Genomic DNA, 18,880 nt, shown 5'->3' with positions numbered 1-18,880 from the left:
GTACAAGGACGCCTAGGAAAGCACGGTACGCAGATCCCGCCGCGAGCTGATGCCGAGTTTGGTGAACACCTTGCTCAGATGCCACTCGACCGTTCGGGCACTGATGAACAGTTCGGCGCCGATCTCGGCGTTCGACCCCCCCTCGCGGGCCCGGCGGGCGATCTGGCGTTCCTGGTCTGTCAGCTCGGCTGTGCGGTGCGCCGTCGGCCCCGAAACCGCCACCCCGCATGCGGCGAGTTCCCCGCGTGCCCGTTCGGTGAAACCTTCGGCACCGAAACGGGCGAAAGCGCCGTGGGCCGTGCTCAGTTGGTGCCGCGCCTCGGCCCCGCGGTCCTGGAGGCGCAGCCACTCGCCGTAGAGAAGGTGTGCTCTGGCCAGGGCGAACGCACCACGGCTGCGCCCAAGCCGATCAATCGCCGCACGGTAGTGAGCATCGGCATCGGCGTCGTCACTGATCAAGGCCCGGGCGAGTGCTTGCGCACCAAGGCCCCATTCGGTTGCACTGGGTACGGTGCTCTCTGCCAGCCGTTCGACGGCCTGCACCGCTTGATCGCGTTCGTCGCAGCGCACGGCCGCCTCGACCAGTTCGGTCAGCGCCCACGCGGCGAACGCCGACTCCGCGGGGTCCGCCGATGCCAGTGCGGCGGCGTTCCTCGCTTCGACGAAGCGGCCGAGACCGTTGTTCAGGACGGCATTCGTGTAGTGGGCCATGGTGAAGCCGATGCCCTCGCCACGTTCGGCCGCAGCCCCCTGGACGGCCCGGATCGCCTCTGCGGCCTGAGTTTCCCGTCCGCGCCACGCCGCGACCGCCGCGGCGCCGTAGGAAGGGCGGATGATCCCGGTCGCCTCGGCCACCGCTTCGGACTCCTCAAGCAGGCCGGTGGCGGCCTCGAACTCGCCGCAGTGCAGATGGGCGTAGAGCCGCTGGATCAGGGCGACCGGCAGAATGACCAGCGCTCCGGCCACGCGAGCGTGCCGGAGGTTCAGTTCTGCCATCGCTTCCCAGGCGGCGTCGTCCCAGGTGTCGTAGGCCCCGTGGTTGGCGACGGTCAGCCAGCGCATCGCCTCGGTGGGCGGCAGTTCGTCACGGCGGAAGGCTTCCAGCGCGCGCCGCACCAGCGGTGTCCCCTCGGTACGGCCTTCGGTGAACAGCACGGCGTACGCGTTCAGGAGCAGATCCTGCGGACGTGGTGCGCTCTCGGGCAGGGGTGCCGTCGCCGCGGCGGCCGCCACTTCCGCGACCGGCGTACCGGAGAACCGTCCGGCGAGGAGTGAGTAGGCGATGGCGTCCAGAAATGTCTCGCGCGACAGAACGGGGTCGAGGTCCTGGAAGTGTCGCGCTGTCTCCAGCAGCAATCCGGGCGCGTCGGCGGTGTTCCCCGTCGCGAACGCCAGATGGCCGCGCAGGTGACGGACGTGGGCCGCGCGCAGATCATCCGGTGGACCGGCTTCCACCTTGTCGAGCAGGACTTGCGCACCCTCCAGCGCGCCGGCGTGGTACTTGGCGCGTGCGGCGGCGAGTACACGTTCCGCGCGCAGCTCGGGATCCGCGGTCAGCGCGGCCGACCGTTCCAGGAAAGCGGCCGCCGCGGCCAGACCGCCGCGCGCCTGGGCTCGGTCCGCTGACGTCTCCAGCTCGGCGGCGACCGCCTCGTCACGGTCCTCGGTGGCGTGGGCGAGGTGCCATGCCCGCCGATCCGGGTCCGACGCGCGGGACGTCGCCGCCGCCAGGGCCCGATGCGCCCGGCGCCTGGCGTCGGCTGAGGCTGCGCGATACACCGCCGAGCGCACCAACGGATGGCGGAAGGCGATCCGGACCCCGATCGTGAGCAGTTCGGCCTGTTCTGCCGGTCCCGCGGCCTCCGGGGGCACTCCGAGTGCCGCCGCGGCGCGCCAGAACAGCACCGGGTCGCCGGCCGAGTCCGCGGCCGCGAGCAGCAGCAGATCCCGGGAATCGGCGGGCAGCTCGGCGATTCGGCGCAGAAAACTCTCCTCGATCCGTCCGGAGAGCACGGACGACTCCAGCAGGCCGAAGCCGCCGGCCAGCTGTTCGGGCGCGGCGAGCGGAAGCTCCAGCAATGCCAGCGGGTTGCCGCGGGCCTCGGCCAGGATCGCCGAGCGGACGTCGTCGTCGAGCGGCCAGCGCACCACGGAGTCCAGCAGCTGCCTCGCGGCTTCGGCTCCGAGTCCGGGGACAACCAGCTCGCTCAGGCCGCGCATGCTGAGGATCGGGTGGCGGCCGGCGATGAGCAGCAGGATCGACTCGGCCCGCAGCCTGCGCGCCACGAAGGCCAGGACCTGCGTCGACGCTTCGTCCAGCCAGTGCGCGTCGTCCACGATGACGAGCATCGGCTGCTCCCGGGCCACCTCGGCGAGCAGGTTGAGCACGCCGAGTCCGGCCAGGAACGGGCTCGGCGACTCACCGGCCCGCAAGCCGAACATCGTCGCCAGCGCCTCGGCCTGAGGCACCGGCAAAGAGTCGATCCGGCTCAGCAGCGGCAGACACAGCTGGTGCAGGGCCGAATGAGGCAGCTCCGTTTCGGGCTCCACACCGGCCACTCGCAGGGTCCGTACATCCGGGGCGGACTGCAGGGCGTAGTCGAGCAGCGCGGTCTTCCCGACACCGGCCTCACCGGAGATGACGAGAACCTCGCTGCGGCCTTCGCGTATCGACGACAGCAGGGCGTCCAGCCGCGCGCATTCCGGGCGCCGTCCGAGCAGCATCAGGACCCCGGGTGAGGTACGGCCAGGGTCGGCCACGGGCTCAGGCCCCGGGCCCACCGGGAGAACGTAGCGGCATGGATTGGATTCCGTTCGACGCGATGTACCCGTTTCCGGGCTGGTGGTTCCCGGCGAAGGCGCCGCGGTCCCCCGGCTCCGCGCCGACCGGAACTGATCTGTGGATCACGGCGGGGATGTACGAGTTCGTCACGGTGCGAAGCGTTTGCGAAAAGTGCGGCGCACGGTTGGGCCGCAGGTTGAGAGTCTCCGTCATTCCCGGGACGACGTGGCTGATCTCCGTGGACGCCCGATGCCGCGGATGGCGACGGCACCGGCACAGCGCGCTGGTCGCCGAGCGGGAGGGCGGGCTGCGCTTCGGGGAGCTGCGGCCGAGCTGACCGGACGCCCGGACAGGGCCAGCACGTCGCGGATGTGCGCGATGCCGACGAAGGGGGGGACACGTTCTGCACTGTATCAAGCAGGCATTACCCAAAACCGGCTCGTGAGCTGCGGTGATGTAACGAGGTGCCAGCGGCGGGGTTCGTCCGGCCGGTCAGCGCGTGGCGCGGGCGGCCTGCTCGATCAGGGCGCGCAGCGAGGCGGCGTCCCTCGCGGCGCAGGTCCGCCCCGGCTCGGGGCACCTCCTCGACTGACCGTCACGTGACTGATGTGCCGGTGTCACCGCGCTGGTCACAGTGATGGCGCAACCCCGATGACGAGGAGAGACCATGAACCGACGCCTTCTGACCCTCGTGGTCGCCGGTGTCCCGCTGGCGGTGGCAGGCGCCGTCTACGCACCGGTCGGCGCTTCTGGACAGCCCCTGCAGGAGGCTGCGGCCGGCGCTCCGTCCGCGTTCACCTGTTCGGCGTTCGATATCCCGGCGCCGGCCGGCACCGCCGTGGAATCCGTGGCCGCGGTCGAGGTTCCGGCCGGAACCTTCCAGGTCCCCGGCACTCCGCCGCTGGGCGGCTACCCGGTTCCGGACGTACCGGCACACTGCGAGGTGACCGTCACCCTGACCCACCCCGGCGCGAACGACCACGCCAAGGTGCAGGTCTGGCTGCCGCAGACCGGCTGGAACGGCCGGTTCCAGGGGATCGGCGGCGCCGCCTACTCTGCCGGGACCATCGGCGACGTGGCCGGGGCGGTCAAGCAGGGCTACGCGGCCGCCACCACCGACGCCGGCGTGGACACCAGCGGCCTGAACCCGAGCTGGGCCCTGGACTCCGGCGGCCGGATCAACACCGCGCTGCTGCAGAACTTCGCCTCCCGCTCGGTGCACGAGATGACCCTGGTCGGCAAGCAGGTCGTCGCCGACGCCTACGGCCACGCCGCGAACTACTCCTACTTCAACGGCTGCTCCACCGGCGGCCGCCAGGGCTACATGGAAGCCCAGCGATACCCGACCGACTACGACGGCATCAACGCCGCCGCGCCCGCCGTCAACTGGAACCAGTTCGAGGTCGCCACGCTGTGGCCGCAGGTGGTGATGAACGAGGAGCACACCTATCCGTCCGCCTGTGAGTTCAACGCCTTCAACGCCGCCGCGGTGAAGGCCTGCGACAAGCTGGACGGGATCGCCGACGGCCTGATCAGCGACCCGAGCCGCTGCGACTTCGACCCGCGCCGGCTGATCGGCACCAAGGTCGCGTGCGACGGCAAGGAGATCACCGTCACCGCGGCCGACGCCGACGTGGTCCGCAAGATCTGGGACGGCCCGCGCGATGCCGACGGCAAGGGGCTCTGGTACGGCCTGCCGATCGGCGCCGACTTCAACCCCCTGGCGGCCAGCACGACGACGGACGGCGTCACCACCGGCTCGCCCTTCATCGTCCCGGCCGAGTGGGTCGCCTATTTCGTGGAGAAGGACCCCGCGTTCAGCTCGGCCAACCTGACCTACACGCAGTTCGACCAGATCTTCGCCAAGGCGCGGGCCGAATACGACTCGGTCATCGGAACCTCCGACCCGGACCTGACGGCCTTCCGCAACGCCGGCGGCAAGCTCATCACCTGGCATGGCGACGCCGACCAGCTGATCCCGACCCAGGGCACCGTCGACTACCGCCAGCGCGTGGACGCCGTCATGGGCGGTACCAAGAAGGTCGACGACTTCTACCGCGTCTTCCGGGCTCCGGGCGTCGCGCACTGCGGTCTGAAGGGCGGCGGCGCCGATGACATGACCGCGCTGATCGCCTGGGTCGAGCAGGGCAAGGCGCCGGCCGTGCTGCACGCCACGCTGCCCACCGCCACCGGCCAGACCGTCGCCCGCGACGTCTGCCGCTACCCGATGGTCTCCCGCTACACCGGCCACGGCGACCCGTCGTCCCCCGCCGGCTTCCGCTGCGTCACCGACCGCTGAAGGAGAATCGCCATGAACACGACGACGGATGGCGGGCGCGGCCCACTGACGAAGCTCTACCTGATCCGCGGGGTCCTGGCGGTGGCGTGGGCCGTGGCCTTCGGCCAGGCGTACCAGAGCGCGGACAGCTCCGACCCGCACATGTCCCTCGGCGCGGTGGCGATCGTCTTGCTGGTCGCCTACCCGCTGCTCGATGCGGTGTCATCTGTGATCGACTACCGGTCGGTCCCCGACCGCGTCACGGCGTTCAACAGCGCTTTGAGCACCCTGACCGCCGTCGGCCTCGGAATCGCAGGAGCGTCCGGCATCCGCGCGGTGCTCGCCGGCTTCGGCGCCTGGGCAGTGATCTCGGGCGGGGCGCAGTTCGCGGTCGGACTGCGGCGCCGCGGCCCGGAGCTGGGCAAGCAGATCCCGACACTGGTCTCCGGCGGGCTGTCGTTCATCGTCGGCATCTTCTACGCCGCGCAGGCAGCCGGTCACCAACCGTCGCTGTCGGTCCTGTCGGTCTACGCGACCGGCGGCGGGATCTTCTTCATCGTCCAGGCCGGCCTGCTGGCCCGGAAGGCGCGCCGGGGTACTGTCCAGCCGGTCTGAGCTGGGCGCGCGGCATGGTTCGGGCCTGCCGCCCAAAGCTCTTGGGCGGCAGGCCCGAACGCGTTGTGCGACGGCTCCCATCAGACCGCGTCGCGATAGGTCTCCAGCAACCGCAGCCACACCTCGCTGATGGTCGGGAACGCCGGTACCGCATCCTGCCGGCGATCGCGATCGTCGCCGGGTGAAGGAGCTCCGCGACGCCCGGACCGGCGAAGGTGGCACCGACGACGGTGCGGCGGACGGGATCGATGAGGACGCGGGCGTGACCACGGTGATCCCGACTGTGCTGCACGGCGCCGGCAACGTGCCCGATGTCGGAGTCGACGACGTCCACGACGCGCCCGATGCGTTCCGCCTCCGCAGTCGTGAGGCCGACGGCCGCTACTTCGGGATCGGTGAACACCACCTGCGGGACGGAACGCGGTCGGCGATGACTTCTCCCGCGATCCGGGCCTGGTACCTGCCCTGGTGGGTGAGTAGCGCGCGGTGGTTGACGTCGCCGACGGCGTACAGCCACCGGTGGCGAGCAGTAGTTCGTCGACGACGAGTCCGGTGTCGTCGGACAGCGCGATGTGGACGGCGCCGAAGGGCCCGCCTTCGTGCGTCGCCGCCACGACAGTCGTCTCGAACCGCAGATCGACCCCTGATTCCCGCAGGCGGTCGGCGACCAGGCCGGCGGCGAACCGTTCCACGCGGGGAGGAAGCCCCGGCCCCCGGGCGATGAGCGTGACCCGCGAGCCCAGCGCCTGCCAGGCCGCGGCCATCTCGACCGCCACGACCCCGGCGCCGACGGCGGCGAGCCGCGGCGTGCCGCGCCGACACATGCACAGTGGGGCCGTCAGGCGTGGTCACCATGACGGCGCGGGGGCCGTCAAGCCGGCCATGTCCCCGGATCAGCGTGATACCGGCCCGATCGAGCCAGTCCACCTGGCCGCTGTCGTTCCAGTCGGCGGTCTGATGGCGTCCACGGTGCGGCCGGGAACGCCACTGAGTTCGCCGTGGAGCAACACCGGGCGAAGCAGCGCCTTGCTGGGCTCACACGCCCAATACGAGCACTCGCCGCCGACAAGTTCGGATTCCACGATGACGGTGCGCAGGCCGGCGGCGGTCGTCCGGTCGGCGACGTTCTCGCCGACCGGACGGCACGGGCCCGGGTAGGGATGGGGGCATGGGACCTCTCCGAGTGATGGGCCGAGAGGACGGCTGCGGGCGGGCAGCCTTTCGACAGCCGCCCTCTCGGCGTTCCGAGGCCGCTTGAGCGGCTCGTCGTCATCGCAGGTGATCCGCGTCGACGACCGCCTGGGCGAAGGCGGTGGGTGCCTCTTGCGGCGCGTTGTGGCCGATACCGGTGAACACACGGTGCTCGTACGCGCCGGTGAAGAACTGGCGGTAGCCCTTGCCGCCGGTCGAATCCAGGAAGGGGTCCAGAGCCGGGTCCACCGTGATGGTCGGCACCTTGACGGTCGGCTTGGCCGCGAGCAGCTGCTCGTAGCGGTCATACCTGGGTTCGCCGTCGGCCAGGCCGAGGCGCCAGCGGTAGTTGTGGATCACGATGGCCGCTTCTGCGCAGCGACGTTGGTGATGAGGTAGCCGCTCGTCGACACCAGGGCCCTGACCCGCTCCGGCCACAGAGCCGCGATGATGTCGGCGGTCCGCGAACCCCAGTCGAACCCGGCCAGCACCGCCTTGCGGATGTGCAGCGCGTCCATCAGGGCGACCACGTCCAGGGCGATCGCGGACTGCTGCGCGCTGCGGACGGCCGTCGGCGACACGAACGTGGTGCTGCCGTGCCCGCGCAGATACGGCACGATGACGCGGTAGCCGGCGTCGGCCAGCAGCGGCGCGACGTCGACGAAGCTCCACCGGCGGCCACCGCCGTCGCGCCGACACCCAGGCCGACCGCCTTCGTGAATGTCCGCCTGCTGATCACGTCTGGTCCTCTCTGAGATCTTCTGGCCCCTCCACTGTTCCTCGGCCATGGCCTCGCGCACATCAGTCACATGACGCCGAGACACGCTCCGGGCCGACTTCGCGCCACATGCGGTCATCCGACTGTTTCCGATGCATGACAGCGCCGGTGATCCTGAAGGGCAGCCGCGGAACGGCGGCGTGGACGCGGCGGAAGTCCAGCCCTTTCTGTGGTCACTTGCCTCCGACGGCTCAGCCGACCACGAGGGCTTCACCCACGTGCCCCGGTCACACTTCCGTTACATGGTCGCGAACACGGTGGGCGAGGAAGAGGCCGCGCAGCTCTTCGAACGCCACGTAGTCCCCGCACCGCGCCGACCCGACCTGAAGCAGTTCGCCGACCGGGGCCACTCGCTCGTGATGGACAGCGGATGGCGCACGGTCGCGGACCACGTGCTGATCTGGCTCGCCGCCAACGGCGTCGAGGCCGTCGACACAGAGGCCTGATTGACTTCACGACCCGGAGAACTCCTCGGCCCGGCTCAAGGCGTCCCGCAGCGCCGCCCGGGTGGTGATGCCCAGCTTGGGGAAGATGCGGTACAGGTGCGAACTGACGGTGCGCGGCGACAAGTGCATCCGATTGCCGATCTCCTTGTTCGTCAGCCCGCCGGCAGCCAGATCCGCAATCCGCCGCTCCTGCCAGGTCAAGGACGCCAGGATCACGGTCGAGGCACGCGTCCTGGTACCGGTGGCGCGCAGTTCGGCCCCGGCCCGCTCGCTCCATCCCGCGGCGCCCAGCCGCTCGAACGCCTCGGCCGCCGCCGCCAGCAGGGGCCGCGCCTCGATGCGGCCCCTGACGTGGCGCAGCCGGATCCCGTGTGCCAGCCGGATCCGCGCCACCTCAAACGGAAACCGCACACCTGCCGGGTGCGACTCCGCGCGCGCGAACATCTCCTCGGCCTCCTTCTCGTCCACCGCGGTCATCGCCAGCGCACCGTGGGTGAGCAGGGCGAGGCGTGGCGAGATCTCCGGGAGCCCGGCGTCCCGGGCGGCCAGTGCGTGCTGCCGGGCCTGCTCGGCGCGGCCGGTGTGCAGGGCGGCCTCCACCAGGTCGAGCAGGGTGCGCGAGGCCTGATACGTGCAGGGCTGGAAGACGCCCGGGGGTGTGATGCCGATGGCGTAGAGGTATGCGGTCTCGTAGTCACCGGCGCTCAACGCCGCGATGGCGCCGGCTGAATCAGCGACCTGGGTCAGGAATCCGATCCCCCGCGGCCGGGCCCAGGCGTCCACCTCCGCCTGCAGGTCGCGAGCCGGGCCGGTCTGTCCGCGCAGCGCCGCGAGCTGCGCCAGATAGGCCCGGCTCTGATGGGCGAACAGCTCGTGGCCCTGCTCGATCGCCAGGTCCAGCCCGCGCCGGCCGGTGTGGTCGGCCGCATCCCACTCGCCGACCGCCATCTGGTCGAGCATGATCTGATGCAGCATGACCATGCCGGTGGCCACGGCCCCGGTTTCCAGCTCACGAGCCACGACGCGCTGAAGATGGGGACGGTATTCGCTCAGGACGTCGAGGTGGTAGGCGGACGCGGCCAGGCGCGAGACCTCCCAAGGCTCGCTCTCCGGCAGGCTTGCGGCGGCCCGCTCCACCTTGCCGGCCCAGCCGGCCCCATGCCGTACCACATCGCTCCAGGTGTCGCTGTACATCCGCTCGCGTTCGGTGACGAGCCCGTCGATCGACGCGAGCAGCTCGTGGGTGCGTTCCCAGGTCGCACGGTCTCCGGCGTACTGGCTGATCGCCAGCAGCAGGGTCACCAGCCGGACGAGCGCCTCGTCGGGTTCGTTCGTCCCGGCGTCGCGTATCCTCCCGATCACAGCTGCGACCCGCCGGTGTGTGGAGCGGACATCGCCGTCCTCGTAGAACGCCTGGTATGCGGAGGCCAAGACCGTGACCGGAGTTTCGGCCGTGCCCGGTACGAGATCGGCCAGAGCCAGCCGCCGGGCCTGACCCAGGCGCGCGGCGTGGCCGGCGATGAACGCCGCGTCCGCCAGCCGCCGGGAGCGGTCGGTGTGGTTCTCGCTGAGTTCTGCGGCGCGGGTCAGCCACGTCACCGCGGCGAGCGCGCCGCCGCGCCGGGTCATCGACTCGGCCGCGGCCTCCAGGACGGCGGCCACCGCCTCGTCGGGATCCACGGTGGCTGCCGCCAGGTGGGCGGCACGGCGTTCGAGGTTGTCGCGGTGTATCTGTGCCAACGCCTGGTGCGCGGCCCGCCGCTGGTTCGGCGTGGCCATCTGCACGACGGTGGACCGGATGAGCGGATGACGGAAGGTGAAATCCCCGCCGGCGGGCTCGATGTCCAGCAGGCCGTCGGCCACCGCCTCGTCGGCGTCGCGTATGCGGTAGCGCGGGGTGGGGTTCGGGCCGCCGCCGAGACCGGTCGCGACGCCGTCGAGGGCACCCATCAGAAGTTCGGCGCGGACAGCGTCGGAAAGGGCTGAGATGCGCGCGCCGTAGACGTGCTGCAGGCGTCGGGGCAGCGGAACGCCGTGCCGGCCGGCGAGGTCGTCCAGTTCCCCGGACCGGCCGTCGATGTGAGCCGGCAGCTCCAGCAGCGCCAGTGGGTTGCCTTGGGCTTGGTCCAGCACCGTCCGGCGGATCCGCTTTCCCAGATCGGGGCGGCGCTGGTCGAGGAGCAGCTCAGCATCCGCATCGGTCAGAGCTGGAATCGTCAGCTCGGGCAGCGCGGCCGTGTCAAAGCGCGAGGAGATGTCGGTGCGGACGGCCGCCAGCAGCTTCACCTGGCTGCCGACGAGGCGGCGGCCGACGAAGCCGCAGACGTCGACGCTGGAGTCGTCCAGCCATTGCCCGTCGTCGAGGATCAGCAGCAACGGCTGCTGCACTGCCGCCTGTGTCACAAGGCTGAGTACCGCGATGCCGAGCGCCATGACGGAGGGTGGATCGCCTTCGAGCCGGCCGAAAACTGCGCCGAACAGCGCCCGGGCGCCGTCGTCGAGCTGCGGGACGCCGGGGAGCAGCGGGTGCAGGATCTGGTGCAGTCCGGCATAGGGCAGCCCGGATTCCGCCTCGACTCCCACTGCTCGGACGACGGTGTGTCCGCTCTGCTCCGCCATGGTGGCGGCGTGCTGTACGAGTGCGCTCTTGCCGACCCCGGTCTCTCCTCTGAGGACCAGCGCGCGGCCCGCGGCGGAGTTCACGAACTCCGCCAGCTCCGTCAACTCCTCGTGTCGGCCCACCATCGTGGTGGTTGTGTTCTCCATGGCTGCCCGCCCAGTTCTCGATCAAGGTTGGTGATTGCTTCTTCACGCCCGACGCTCAGCCCCGGTCCGACTTCGGGGCCACTTGCAGTTCCGGGAGTCCGGCCAGGAGCCCGCGGTCGGCCGCCGCGAGCGCCGCGGCGTCAACAGCGAGCGCTGTACCGCAGGCAGCCGGTCGAGACGACCCGGCAGCGCTGTCTTTTGACGGGTCACTCGTCATGTCACATCGACCTAGCGGTTCAGGCTTCGTGGGTCTTCGTGCCGGTGCCCAGACGTGTCGGGTCAGCCGCCGAGCCCGGCGGCGCGGGCCATGTGGTCGGCGTACCAGGCCGGCCAGTCCGGGTCCGAGTAGCCGAGTTCGCCTTCGTACTTGTCGTGGGCGGCCGCCGCGTCGCGCAGTGCCGACTCCAGATCGGCGGCCGCGCAGTACACCACGTGGCTGATCCGGCCGGGACGTCGCGTGGTGACCTCCTGCAGGACGAAGGTGTTGCCGTCGGGGTCGGTGAAAGACGCGAAGGAGCTGTGGGCCTGCCGGCCGGGGTGCGGCCCGCCGACCCGGGCTTCGGTGCCGGCGTGGCGGAAGACCCCGCCCGCGTCGGTCACGCCACTGCCGTCGATCTTGAAGTCCACCATCGTCAACTCCCTCGCCTGAAGCAAACGCTGATCTGCGCCCGGCACATCACGATCCCCTTGACCGGGGCCCGTCGCCCCAGTGATGGCCCCTGGCCGGTACCCGGGCCCCTGACGCCAGGGCCTGTGCAGCGACGCGAAGGCGGTCAGCGGCTCCCGGTGATGACCGATGAACCGCTGACCGGTTGAGCTGCCGCAAGACAGGGCAATTCCCCATATCCCGATCAGGAGGCGTCGCCGCCGCGATGACCGCCCTGGTCCTCGTGGTCCTGCTCGCGTCCCTGGACCAGACGATCGTCTCGAACTGACCGGCGCCCAAGTGCTGCAGGGCGTGGGCGGCGGCGGCGTGATCGTGCTGACGTTCGTCCTGGTCGGCGACATCGTCGTGCGGCGCGAAAGGAGCCGCTGTCAGGGCGTGTTCGGCCCGGGTTTCTACGGCGTGGCCAGTGTCGTCGGCCCGCCGCTCGGCGGCGTCTTCACCGACCATTTCTCCTGGTGTTGGTTGTTCCTGGTCAACCTGCCAGTCGGCATCGTCGCCCTGACCGTCGCGACGCGAGCACTCCCCGCCGCGACCAGGGGCACCAAGGCTCGCATCGACTACCTGGGCTCGCTCCTCCTGGCCGCCAACCTCGCCGGACTGCTCTTGCTGGGCACCATCGGGGCCGGTACCAGCACCCGGTGCTGAGCGTCTACTTCCTGATCACCGGCGTCGGCATCAGCATGGCCTCCATGGTGGTGTTCGACCGCCACACCAGGAGCCTGACCGCCCCGCCACAGCCGGTTTCGACGCTTCCCGCCCCGACACCGTCAGCCAGCTACCGGATGCCTTGCGCGACACCGCACTGAACGCCTTCGCCCATGTGACTGCCATGGGATACCTCTGGCTCGCCCCGACTGTCGCCGTCGGCTTCCTGGTCGCCTTGTTCCTCAAGCCCACCCGGAAGCCGATGGAGGCCGACGGCGATGGGGCCACAGTGCCGATGAAGGGCTCACCCCTGCTGAGGAACCCCTCGCCGCCGCCTGACCCCACCGGGAATCCGGGCCCGAGGGACCAGGGTTCACCACCGGCTCGACGAGGTGCGCCCACCGGGAAGTCTTGCCATCTACAGACCCGCACGAAAGAAAGACCCGCCATTGCTGTCACCTACGCCGCCACAGTCGAAGTCACCGGCGAGGGCCGCAACGGCGGAACCGCCCGCCACCAACCCGGAACAGCCCTTCGACGCAGGCTGGGCCATCTGAGCCCGCCGCCCCTCGAAACCGGAAGCCTCTATGGAACGGACTCACTGTCCGACTAAGTGTCCGAATCGGCGTCAGCCGCACCATTCGCACCCGTCGCCCCAAGGAGAGACCCGCTCATGACCACCGCCTTCGTCCTCGTCCACGGTGCCTGGCATCGGCCCTCGACCTTCGACCTGCTGCGCGTCGAACTCGACGCGCTCGGTCACGCCAGCGTTTCGGTGAACCTGCCCACCGCCGGCCCCGACCCGCAAGGCGGCCTGGCCGAGGACGCCGCGGCGGTGCGCGCGGCGATCGAAGCGATCGAGGGTCCGGTCGTCGTGCTGGCGCACTCCTACGGCGGCATCCCCGTCACCCAGGCCGCCGCCGGGCTGTCGAACGTTCAGCAGCTGATATACCTGGCGGCGTACGTCCCGGATATCGGCGAGTCCATGTTCACCATCCACGGGGTCCCTGACCCCGAGGACTCCGACGCCCTTTTCCCGATCGGCGATGACCCCCACAGCCTGCTCTACGCCGATGTTCCCAGCCCGCTCGCCGAACAGGCAGTCGCAGACCTCGTCGAGCAGCGCGTCCAGCCGTGGGTCGACCGGGTCACCGCCGCCGCCTGGCGCACCATCCCATCGACCTACATCATCACCGAACGGGACGCCACCCTTCCGGTGGCTCTCCAGGAGAGGATGTCAGCCCATACGAAGCAGGTGCGGCGCATAGCGACGAGCCACTCGCCGTTCCTCTTCCAACCGGCCGAGTTCGCCGCCGTGCTCGACGAGCTCAGCAGCCGCTGATGTGAACGGGACTGCTGCAGGTCGAGGTGTCACCCAACCGTGCAGCAGTCCCGGACGGTGTCGTCGCTTGGTGACTCGATCGGGTGGAGGCGGGCTTTGGTGAGAAGTTCGCGGCTCATGTAGCGGCGGGCCCCGGTCCACTCGTCGTTCTGCTCGGCCAGGACCGCGCCGACGAGCCGGATGATGGCGGTGCGGTCCTAGAAGATGCCGACGACGTCGATGCGGCGGCGGATCTCCTTGTTCAGCCGCTCCTGCGGATTGTTCGACCAGATCTCGCCAGAGCTCTCGTGGGAAGGTCGTGAAGGCCAACAGGTCGTGCTGGGCAGCGTCCAGGTGGGCCGCGGCCTTGGGGAACTTGGCCTCCAGCGCGTCCAGGACGTGGCGCATCTGGGCCTGAACGGCTGTGGTGTCGGGCTGCCTCGAAGACGGTCCGCAACAGCGTGGCGACCCAGGGCTGAGCAGTCTTGGGGACCTGGCTCAGCAGGTTTCTGGCGTAGTGGGTCCGACATCGCTGCCACGATCTACACATCGGCACAGCCCGCGCACGCGAGCTCGTCTCCCACATGCGACACCGGCAAAACGGTCAGGCACCACGCCGAATGCCGCCCTAATGGGGGAGTGCCGTCTACGTCCGTCGGCCTGGTGGTGGCGCGTCGGTGGGCGAGCAACTCCACCGACAGCAGCGATGCGGCCGCAGGCCACCCCGCGACCAGTACCGGCTGCCAAGCCAGGGACGGGGCGGCGGCGATGTTGGCGGCCAGGGAGACAGCGATGCCGAGGAGGAACGCCAGCCTGAAGGCGCTGCCGGAGCCGCAGGTCGACGCGCTGGCCGTCGCGCTCGGCCTCCGGGCTGGTCCTCCCGCGAGCCCGTTCATCGTCAGCCACGCCGTTCTCTCGTTGCTGACCGCAGCGGTCGAGTGCCGAAAGGGACAAGTTCACGAGAAGGACAGCGACAGAAGGACGGCTCAGGAGGCGGACGGCTCGATCTCCCCCGCAAAGACGATGACCTGGTCGATGAGACTCCGCCGCAGATGGACGACGTCCGTTCCCGCCAGGCGGAGGCCGCTATCCGGCGTGGTGAAGACCCACTGGTACCGGGCCCACTCGTCAGGCATGTCCACCGCCGAGCAGCGCATCATCGTGCCGGTCCCCGCCGGGTGGCGCCGGATGTCCAGCACGAACCGCTCGACCGCCGCGATTCCTTCGCTGCGGCCCAAGGGCCCCCAGAAGACCACGTCTGAGGTCAGGGCCTGAGAAAGCAGGGCAGTCACATAGCTGTCGTCCGAGGCGTTGAACGCGGAGATGAACGTGTCGATCGCGGAGCGTGCTGTCTCTTCCTGCATGCCCCAGTAATACCAGCCGTTGCGCGCGCGCTCGTCCCGCGAGCCGCCTTCCGGTCACGGTGGACCAACCCGGTCACAGCACTTCCGTGCCAACCGGGCCGTCCCCTCACAGGGTTGTCGCGGAGGGGGCCGTCCCCCGTCAGGCGGTCCTGGATCAGGGACTGCGTGACGGGGACGGCCTGTCTCAGGAGTTGGTGTGACGCTGTGCCCAGTTCAGTGCGTAGTCCGCGACCTCCTCCCAGCCCGGTTCCGCGCACGTCCAGTGGGACCGCTGGGGGAATTCGTGGTAGTCGGTGACGGTGCCCGACGCCTTGCCGCCGACGTCGAACGGGACGACCTGGTCGGCGTCGCCGTGGATCACCAGGGTGGGCACGTCGAAGCGGGCGAGGTCGGCGCGGAAGTCGGTGGCGGAGAAGGCGGTGATGGACTCGTGGGCGTTGCGGTGGCCGGCGGTCATCGACTGCAGCCAGAAGGCGTCGCGGACGCCCTGGGAGACGGGCGTGGTGGGGTGGTTGAAGAACGGGCCGTCGGCGAGGTCCTGGTAGAGCTGGGAGCGGTCAGTGCGTGAGCCGGCGCGCAGGCCGTCGAAGACCTCGGCGGGGACGCCGTCGGGGTTGTCGTCGCGGCGTACCATCAGCGGCGGCACCGCGGCGACCAGCACCGCCTGGGCGACGCGGGCGGTGCCGTGGCGGCCCTAAAGGCCCCGTGACCAGCAAATACGCTGAGACCGGGGTCTTCTTGCGTGTGCAACGAAAGCGGCGCTGGGTAGTCGTGCGTCGGGCTTCGGGCTTCGTGGAAAGGATCTTGAGGGCATCGGTCCAGGTCGTCCCCCGGAAACGACGAAGGTCCCCGGCCTCGGCCAGGGACCTTTGCAAGGTGTCGCGACCACCCGCCGATCACGCGTACTCGAGCAGCAGCTCATCGATCCGCCGGTTCGCCCGCACGCTGCGCGGCCTCCGTGGCGTCCACTCCGGCGTTGCGCAGCCCGGACAGCGCCGAGCGCCGCGGGTCGTACGGACGCCGCGCCACGAGGTGCAAGCCTCAGGTTGCACGGGGCATGTATCCAGGTGCGACGAGCCCGGCCAGGATCCGCAATCTTGCGTAGTAGTTCCTGCAGTACTCGTCATCGATCAGAGGCAAGATCTTGTCAAGGTCCGTGATGCACGCCCAGAGGGTCGCGACTTCGTCTCCGTTCAGCCCGCCGCTCAGCTCTCCCATGACGAGGCCGGCAACGCCTGAATCCAGCAGGACCAGCTCCACGCCTGCGATGTCCACACCGCGGAAGCGGCCTGGAAACGGCGCCTGCCGGTGCTCCTCCCACAGCGGGCGGAGCCGTTCGTTCGAATGCGACTGTCCCATGCCGTGATCCTCTCCGACTCCTGGTCCGACGCGCGCTGAACTGCTGGGCTCGGACGCGGCGATGGAGGTGTGGGAGGAAACGCGGCGACGACTCCGACCCGCCGTTCCGGAGCGGCGATCGGAGTCGGAGTACATCGATCTGCAGACCGTCGCGGTGTCGGGCGGCTACCCTCTGGCCGCCGCCCTTGGGGCGGGAGGTGGCCGACGGGTCGCCCTCAGCGGGTAGCTCCTTCTTGTGCATGTCAACGGTCCTACGGCTCCTCGCCGCCCGGGCCCGAACTTCCGCCGTCGCGAGCGTACGGTGGATATGAGGCTGTTTGGGTACCTCGGTGTAGGTGCTGCCGGCTGGTGCTGCGTGGGCACGTGTCGGTGGGCTGCTCCCGTGTAGGAGGGAGAAGGCAATGCCTGGGCGCAGGGTTGGTACGCAGGAGGAGTTTGCGGTGGCTCGGCGGGAGCTGCTTGCGGAGGAGAAGGCGCTCACCCGGCGTGGGGACGAGCTTGCGCGGAAGCGGAGGGAGCTTCCCTGGGTGCCGGTTGAGAAGGATTACCGCTTCGAGACGGAGTACGGGACCAAGGCCATCGCCGAACTCTTCGACGGGCGTTCGCAACTGCTCGTCTACCACTTCATGTTCGGCCCGCCGTACGAGGCCGGATGCCCGGTCTGCTCCTCGATCGCCGACACCCTTGATCCCCAGGCGGTTCACCTCAAGGCCCGCGACGTCACGCTGATCTGCTCGTCGCGGGCACCGCTCGACAAGCTCCTCGCCTACCGGGAACGGATGGGCTGGGGCTTCGACTGGGTGTCCGCCGGGGGCAGCGACTTCCATCGCGACCTCGGCTTCCAGTACACGGAGGATGAGCTGAGGCCCTTCCTCGACGGCGAGATACCGGCGACCGTGAGTCAGATGGCACAGGCGTGCGGTACGGACGTGCTCGGGTATGTCACCGAGGGGCCCGGGATGAGCGTCTACGCGCTTTCGGACGGCACCGTCTACCGCACGTACGTCACCACGGCGCGCGGCCTCGAGCCGGCCATGGCGTACTACGGCCTCCTCGACCGCACACCGCTCGGCCGCCATGAGGAGGGCGAGGAGACCCACTGGCTGCGGCGCCACGACGAGTACGGCGGGACCTGACGGGCGCGACAGCTTCCGTGCCCGCCGCTCAGCAGTAGGCGCATGTGCGGGAGCGGCCGTCCCATCAGTCGGGGCCGCTCCAGTCGAACGGGAAGTGTTTGCTGGACTTGCCGCTGCGGTCCCAGTTGAAGCCGAAGGCGTCGGCCCGATCGGTGGTGGCGCGGCCCCATGTGGCGATCTGGCCCGGGCCGACCTCGGCGCCGCCGGGGTTGTGGACCTGTACCCGCGCGCCGGCGGGTGTGGTGGGACCGGCCAGGGCCTCCACCCGGGCGGTGACCCGGCCGGGGACCTCGACGCTCCAGGACCCCAGGTCCTCGTCGATCTCCACGATGACGGGGGCGACTTCCATCCCGCGCACCTCGAAGGGAGCGAGCTCGCCGAACTCCTTCGGCCAGCCCCCCACCTCGCCGCTGAAGATCGTGCCGAGCGCCGCGCGCTGCTGGTCGTCGGCCTGTTCGTCGACGAAGAAGGCGGCGTACGAGTCGGTGGCCTCGCCTGCCCATATGTTGCCGGTGAAGGAGCCGAGCATCAGGAAGTTCAGACCGTCGAGGCGGACGTCTCCGTAATTGCCCTCGCGTATGTGCCAGACCAGCACCCCGTCGCAGTCGCCCTCGGTCGGTGGCTGGGCGAACGTGCAGGGGCAGGGTATGGAGCACTTGCAGGTGTCGAACCAGTCGCCGGCCAGGTGCCAGGCCGGGCTGGTGGTTGCCTCGGTCATCTTGCTGACCTCCTCGTCCCCCCTTTCCGCGAGGCTCTGGGAGCGGTCGGCCGTGACGGCGGAGCGGCTCCATCTCCAGCATGCGCCTTCCGTTCCGGGCGGGGAAACCCAGGTCCCTCGAGGGTTGCCGCCTCATCACACACGGCAACACCCCGATGGCCGGAGCTACTCTCCGTGATGGAGTGTGCGGGCTGAGACCAGGTCCTCGCCGTCCGCGTGCGTGGCAATTCGGAGCTGCGTCCGCACTCCTCGGCGAATCTGGGGGCACGGGTGTGCGACGGGATGTGTCGTCGTTCCCGACCAGGGCGCTGCCCCAGATGGAGGGCTGGAAGAGTCGGGCTCCACCCATGCCGGCCGAACGCGCTGCTGTCGGTCTCGCGTGGAAGGCTGGGATCGCGCCGCTGTCGGTCTCGCGTGGAAGGCTGGGGTCGTGATCATCGAGGGGTACGGCAACCGGCCGCTGGCGGCCGCGGAATCGCTGGTGGTACGGCCCCGGCTTCTGGGCGGCTTACCTGCTGGGGCTGTGCGTGCGGGCGCCGGTGGGAGAAGGGCCCGAGCCGGAGTGTTTCGGGGGTGACGGAGCCGACGCGGACGCCATGGCGGAGATTCTGCTGGATGCGCAGGGCTGGCCCACCTTCCAAGTCCCGTTCGGGCGTGGGGCGATGGTCTACATCGTGTTTCGGAACCTCGAAGGCGATTACGGGGTGGACTACCTCCGCGATGGCGTCCCTTGTGGTGGTGTAGGGGATCAAGGCGGTGAGCGTGGGTCGGTGCGCCCTGTTCGTGCTCCCGCTGCCCCTGTTCGTGCCCCCTG

Annotated in this window: 15 protein-coding genes and 4 pseudogenes; 9 read left to right on the top strand and 10 right to left on the bottom strand. The window is 70.0% G+C overall.

The window, feature by feature from the left end; all coding sequences use genetic code 11:
* Positions 1–12: 12 nt before the first annotated feature.
* Positions 13–2,724, bottom strand: a complete 2,712-nt coding sequence (locus AB0M28_RS10680) for an AAA family ATPase (protein WP_365401049.1) — start codon at positions 2,722–2,724, stop codon at positions 13–15.
* Positions 2,725–2,978: 254 nt separating this feature from the next.
* Here AB0M28_RS10680 and AB0M28_RS10675 point away from each other — a divergent pair, with 254 nt between their 5' ends.
* The 3 genes from AB0M28_RS10675 (at position 2,979) to AB0M28_RS10665 (ending at position 5,675) form a co-directional block, all read left to right on the top strand.
* Positions 2,979–3,119, top strand: a complete 141-nt coding sequence (locus AB0M28_RS10675; protein ID WP_365401046.1) for a hypothetical protein — start codon at positions 2,979–2,981, stop codon at positions 3,117–3,119.
* A gap of 330 nt (positions 3,120–3,449) precedes the next feature.
* Complete coding sequence (locus AB0M28_RS10670; RefSeq protein WP_365401044.1) at positions 3,450–5,081, top strand: tannase/feruloyl esterase family alpha/beta hydrolase; 1,632 nt, start codon at positions 3,450–3,452, stop codon at positions 5,079–5,081.
* 12 nt (positions 5,082–5,093) lie between these two features.
* On the top strand, positions 5,094–5,675 hold the full coding sequence (locus tag AB0M28_RS10665; RefSeq protein ID WP_365401041.1) for a DUF308 domain-containing protein: 582 nt from the start codon (positions 5,094–5,096) through the stop codon (positions 5,673–5,675).
* 80 nt (positions 5,676–5,755) lie between these two features.
* On the opposite strand, the pseudogene AB0M28_RS10660 reads toward AB0M28_RS10665, so the two are convergent.
* Positions 5,756–6,814 (bottom strand): annotated as a pseudogene (locus AB0M28_RS10660) (FAD-dependent oxidoreductase); the annotation flags it as partial.
* Between the two features lie 130 nt (positions 6,815–6,944).
* A pseudogene (locus AB0M28_RS10655) lies at positions 6,945–7,569 on the bottom strand (alpha/beta fold hydrolase).
* A 317-nt stretch (positions 7,570–7,886) separates the two neighbouring features.
* Here AB0M28_RS10655 and AB0M28_RS10650 point away from each other — a divergent pair.
* Complete coding sequence (locus AB0M28_RS10650) at positions 7,887–8,090, top strand: hypothetical protein (protein ID WP_365401038.1); 204 nt, start codon at positions 7,887–7,889, stop codon at positions 8,088–8,090.
* 6 nt (positions 8,091–8,096) lie between these two features.
* Here AB0M28_RS10650 and AB0M28_RS10645 read toward each other — a convergent pair whose 3' ends face one another.
* Positions 8,097–10,856 carry a LuxR family transcriptional regulator gene (locus AB0M28_RS10645; protein WP_365401035.1) on the bottom strand — a complete coding sequence of 920 codons (2,760 nt, stop codon included), beginning with the start codon at positions 10,854–10,856 and terminating at the stop codon, positions 8,097–8,099.
* A 279-nt stretch (positions 10,857–11,135) separates the two neighbouring features.
* A complete protein-coding gene (locus AB0M28_RS10640; RefSeq protein ID WP_365401032.1) occupies positions 11,136–11,486 on the bottom strand; it encodes a hypothetical protein in 351 nt (116 codons plus the stop codon).
* 316 nt (positions 11,487–11,802) lie between these two features.
* Here AB0M28_RS10640 and AB0M28_RS10635 point away from each other — a divergent pair, with 316 nt between their 5' ends.
* The 3 genes from AB0M28_RS10635 (at position 11,803) to AB0M28_RS10625 (ending at position 13,510) form a co-directional block, all read left to right on the top strand.
* Entirely contained in the window at positions 11,803–12,168 is a 366-nt protein-coding gene (locus AB0M28_RS10635) for an MFS transporter (protein ID WP_365401029.1), read from the top strand.
* Positions 12,162–12,329, top strand: coding sequence for a hypothetical protein (locus tag AB0M28_RS10630; protein ID WP_365401026.1), 168 nt, complete (start codon positions 12,162–12,164; stop codon positions 12,327–12,329). Before AB0M28_RS10635 ends, AB0M28_RS10630 begins: the two co-directional genes overlap by 7 nt.
* 512 nt (positions 12,330–12,841) lie before the next feature.
* Complete coding sequence (locus AB0M28_RS10625; protein ID WP_365401023.1) at positions 12,842–13,510, top strand: alpha/beta hydrolase; 669 nt, start codon at positions 12,842–12,844, stop codon at positions 13,508–13,510.
* A 29-nt stretch (positions 13,511–13,539) separates the two neighbouring features.
* Here AB0M28_RS10625 and AB0M28_RS10620 read toward each other — a convergent pair.
* The 4 genes and pseudogenes from AB0M28_RS10620 to AB0M28_RS10605 form a co-directional block, all read right to left on the bottom strand.
* A pseudogene (locus AB0M28_RS10620) lies at positions 13,540–14,030 on the bottom strand (transposase); the annotation flags it as partial.
* A 445-nt stretch (positions 14,031–14,475) separates the two neighbouring features.
* On the bottom strand, positions 14,476–14,853 hold the full coding sequence (locus AB0M28_RS10615) for a nuclear transport factor 2 family protein (RefSeq protein ID WP_365401020.1): 378 nt from the start codon (positions 14,851–14,853) through the stop codon (positions 14,476–14,478).
* Between the two features lie 184 nt (positions 14,854–15,037).
* Positions 15,038–15,514, bottom strand: a complete 477-nt coding sequence (locus AB0M28_RS10610) for an alpha/beta hydrolase (protein WP_365401017.1) — start codon at positions 15,512–15,514, stop codon at positions 15,038–15,040.
* A gap of 380 nt (positions 15,515–15,894) precedes the next feature.
* Positions 15,895–16,212, bottom strand: a complete 318-nt coding sequence (locus tag AB0M28_RS10605) for a hypothetical protein (RefSeq protein WP_365401014.1) — start codon at positions 16,210–16,212, stop codon at positions 15,895–15,897.
* Between the two features lie 401 nt (positions 16,213–16,613).
* On the opposite strand from AB0M28_RS10605, the gene AB0M28_RS10600 reads away from it, so the two are divergent.
* Positions 16,614–17,348 carry a DUF899 domain-containing protein gene (locus AB0M28_RS10600; RefSeq protein WP_365401011.1) on the top strand — a complete coding sequence of 245 codons (735 nt, stop codon included), beginning with the start codon at positions 16,614–16,616 and terminating at the stop codon, positions 17,346–17,348.
* A 64-nt stretch (positions 17,349–17,412) separates the two neighbouring features.
* Here the strand turns inward: AB0M28_RS10600 and AB0M28_RS10595 are convergent, their stop codons facing one another.
* Positions 17,413–18,066, bottom strand: a complete 654-nt coding sequence (locus AB0M28_RS10595; protein WP_365401008.1) for a DUF1326 domain-containing protein — start codon at positions 18,064–18,066, stop codon at positions 17,413–17,415.
* 596 nt (positions 18,067–18,662) lie between these two features.
* On the opposite strand from AB0M28_RS10595, the pseudogene AB0M28_RS10590 reads away from it, so the two are divergent.
* A pseudogene (locus AB0M28_RS10590) lies at positions 18,663–18,880 on the top strand (hypothetical protein); the annotation flags it as partial.

The organism is Streptomyces sp. NPDC051940, assembly GCF_040680895.1.
GTDB lineage: Bacteria > Actinomycetota > Actinomycetes > Streptomycetales > Streptomycetaceae > Streptomyces.
This window is presented reverse-complemented; position numbering and strand designations above follow the sequence as displayed.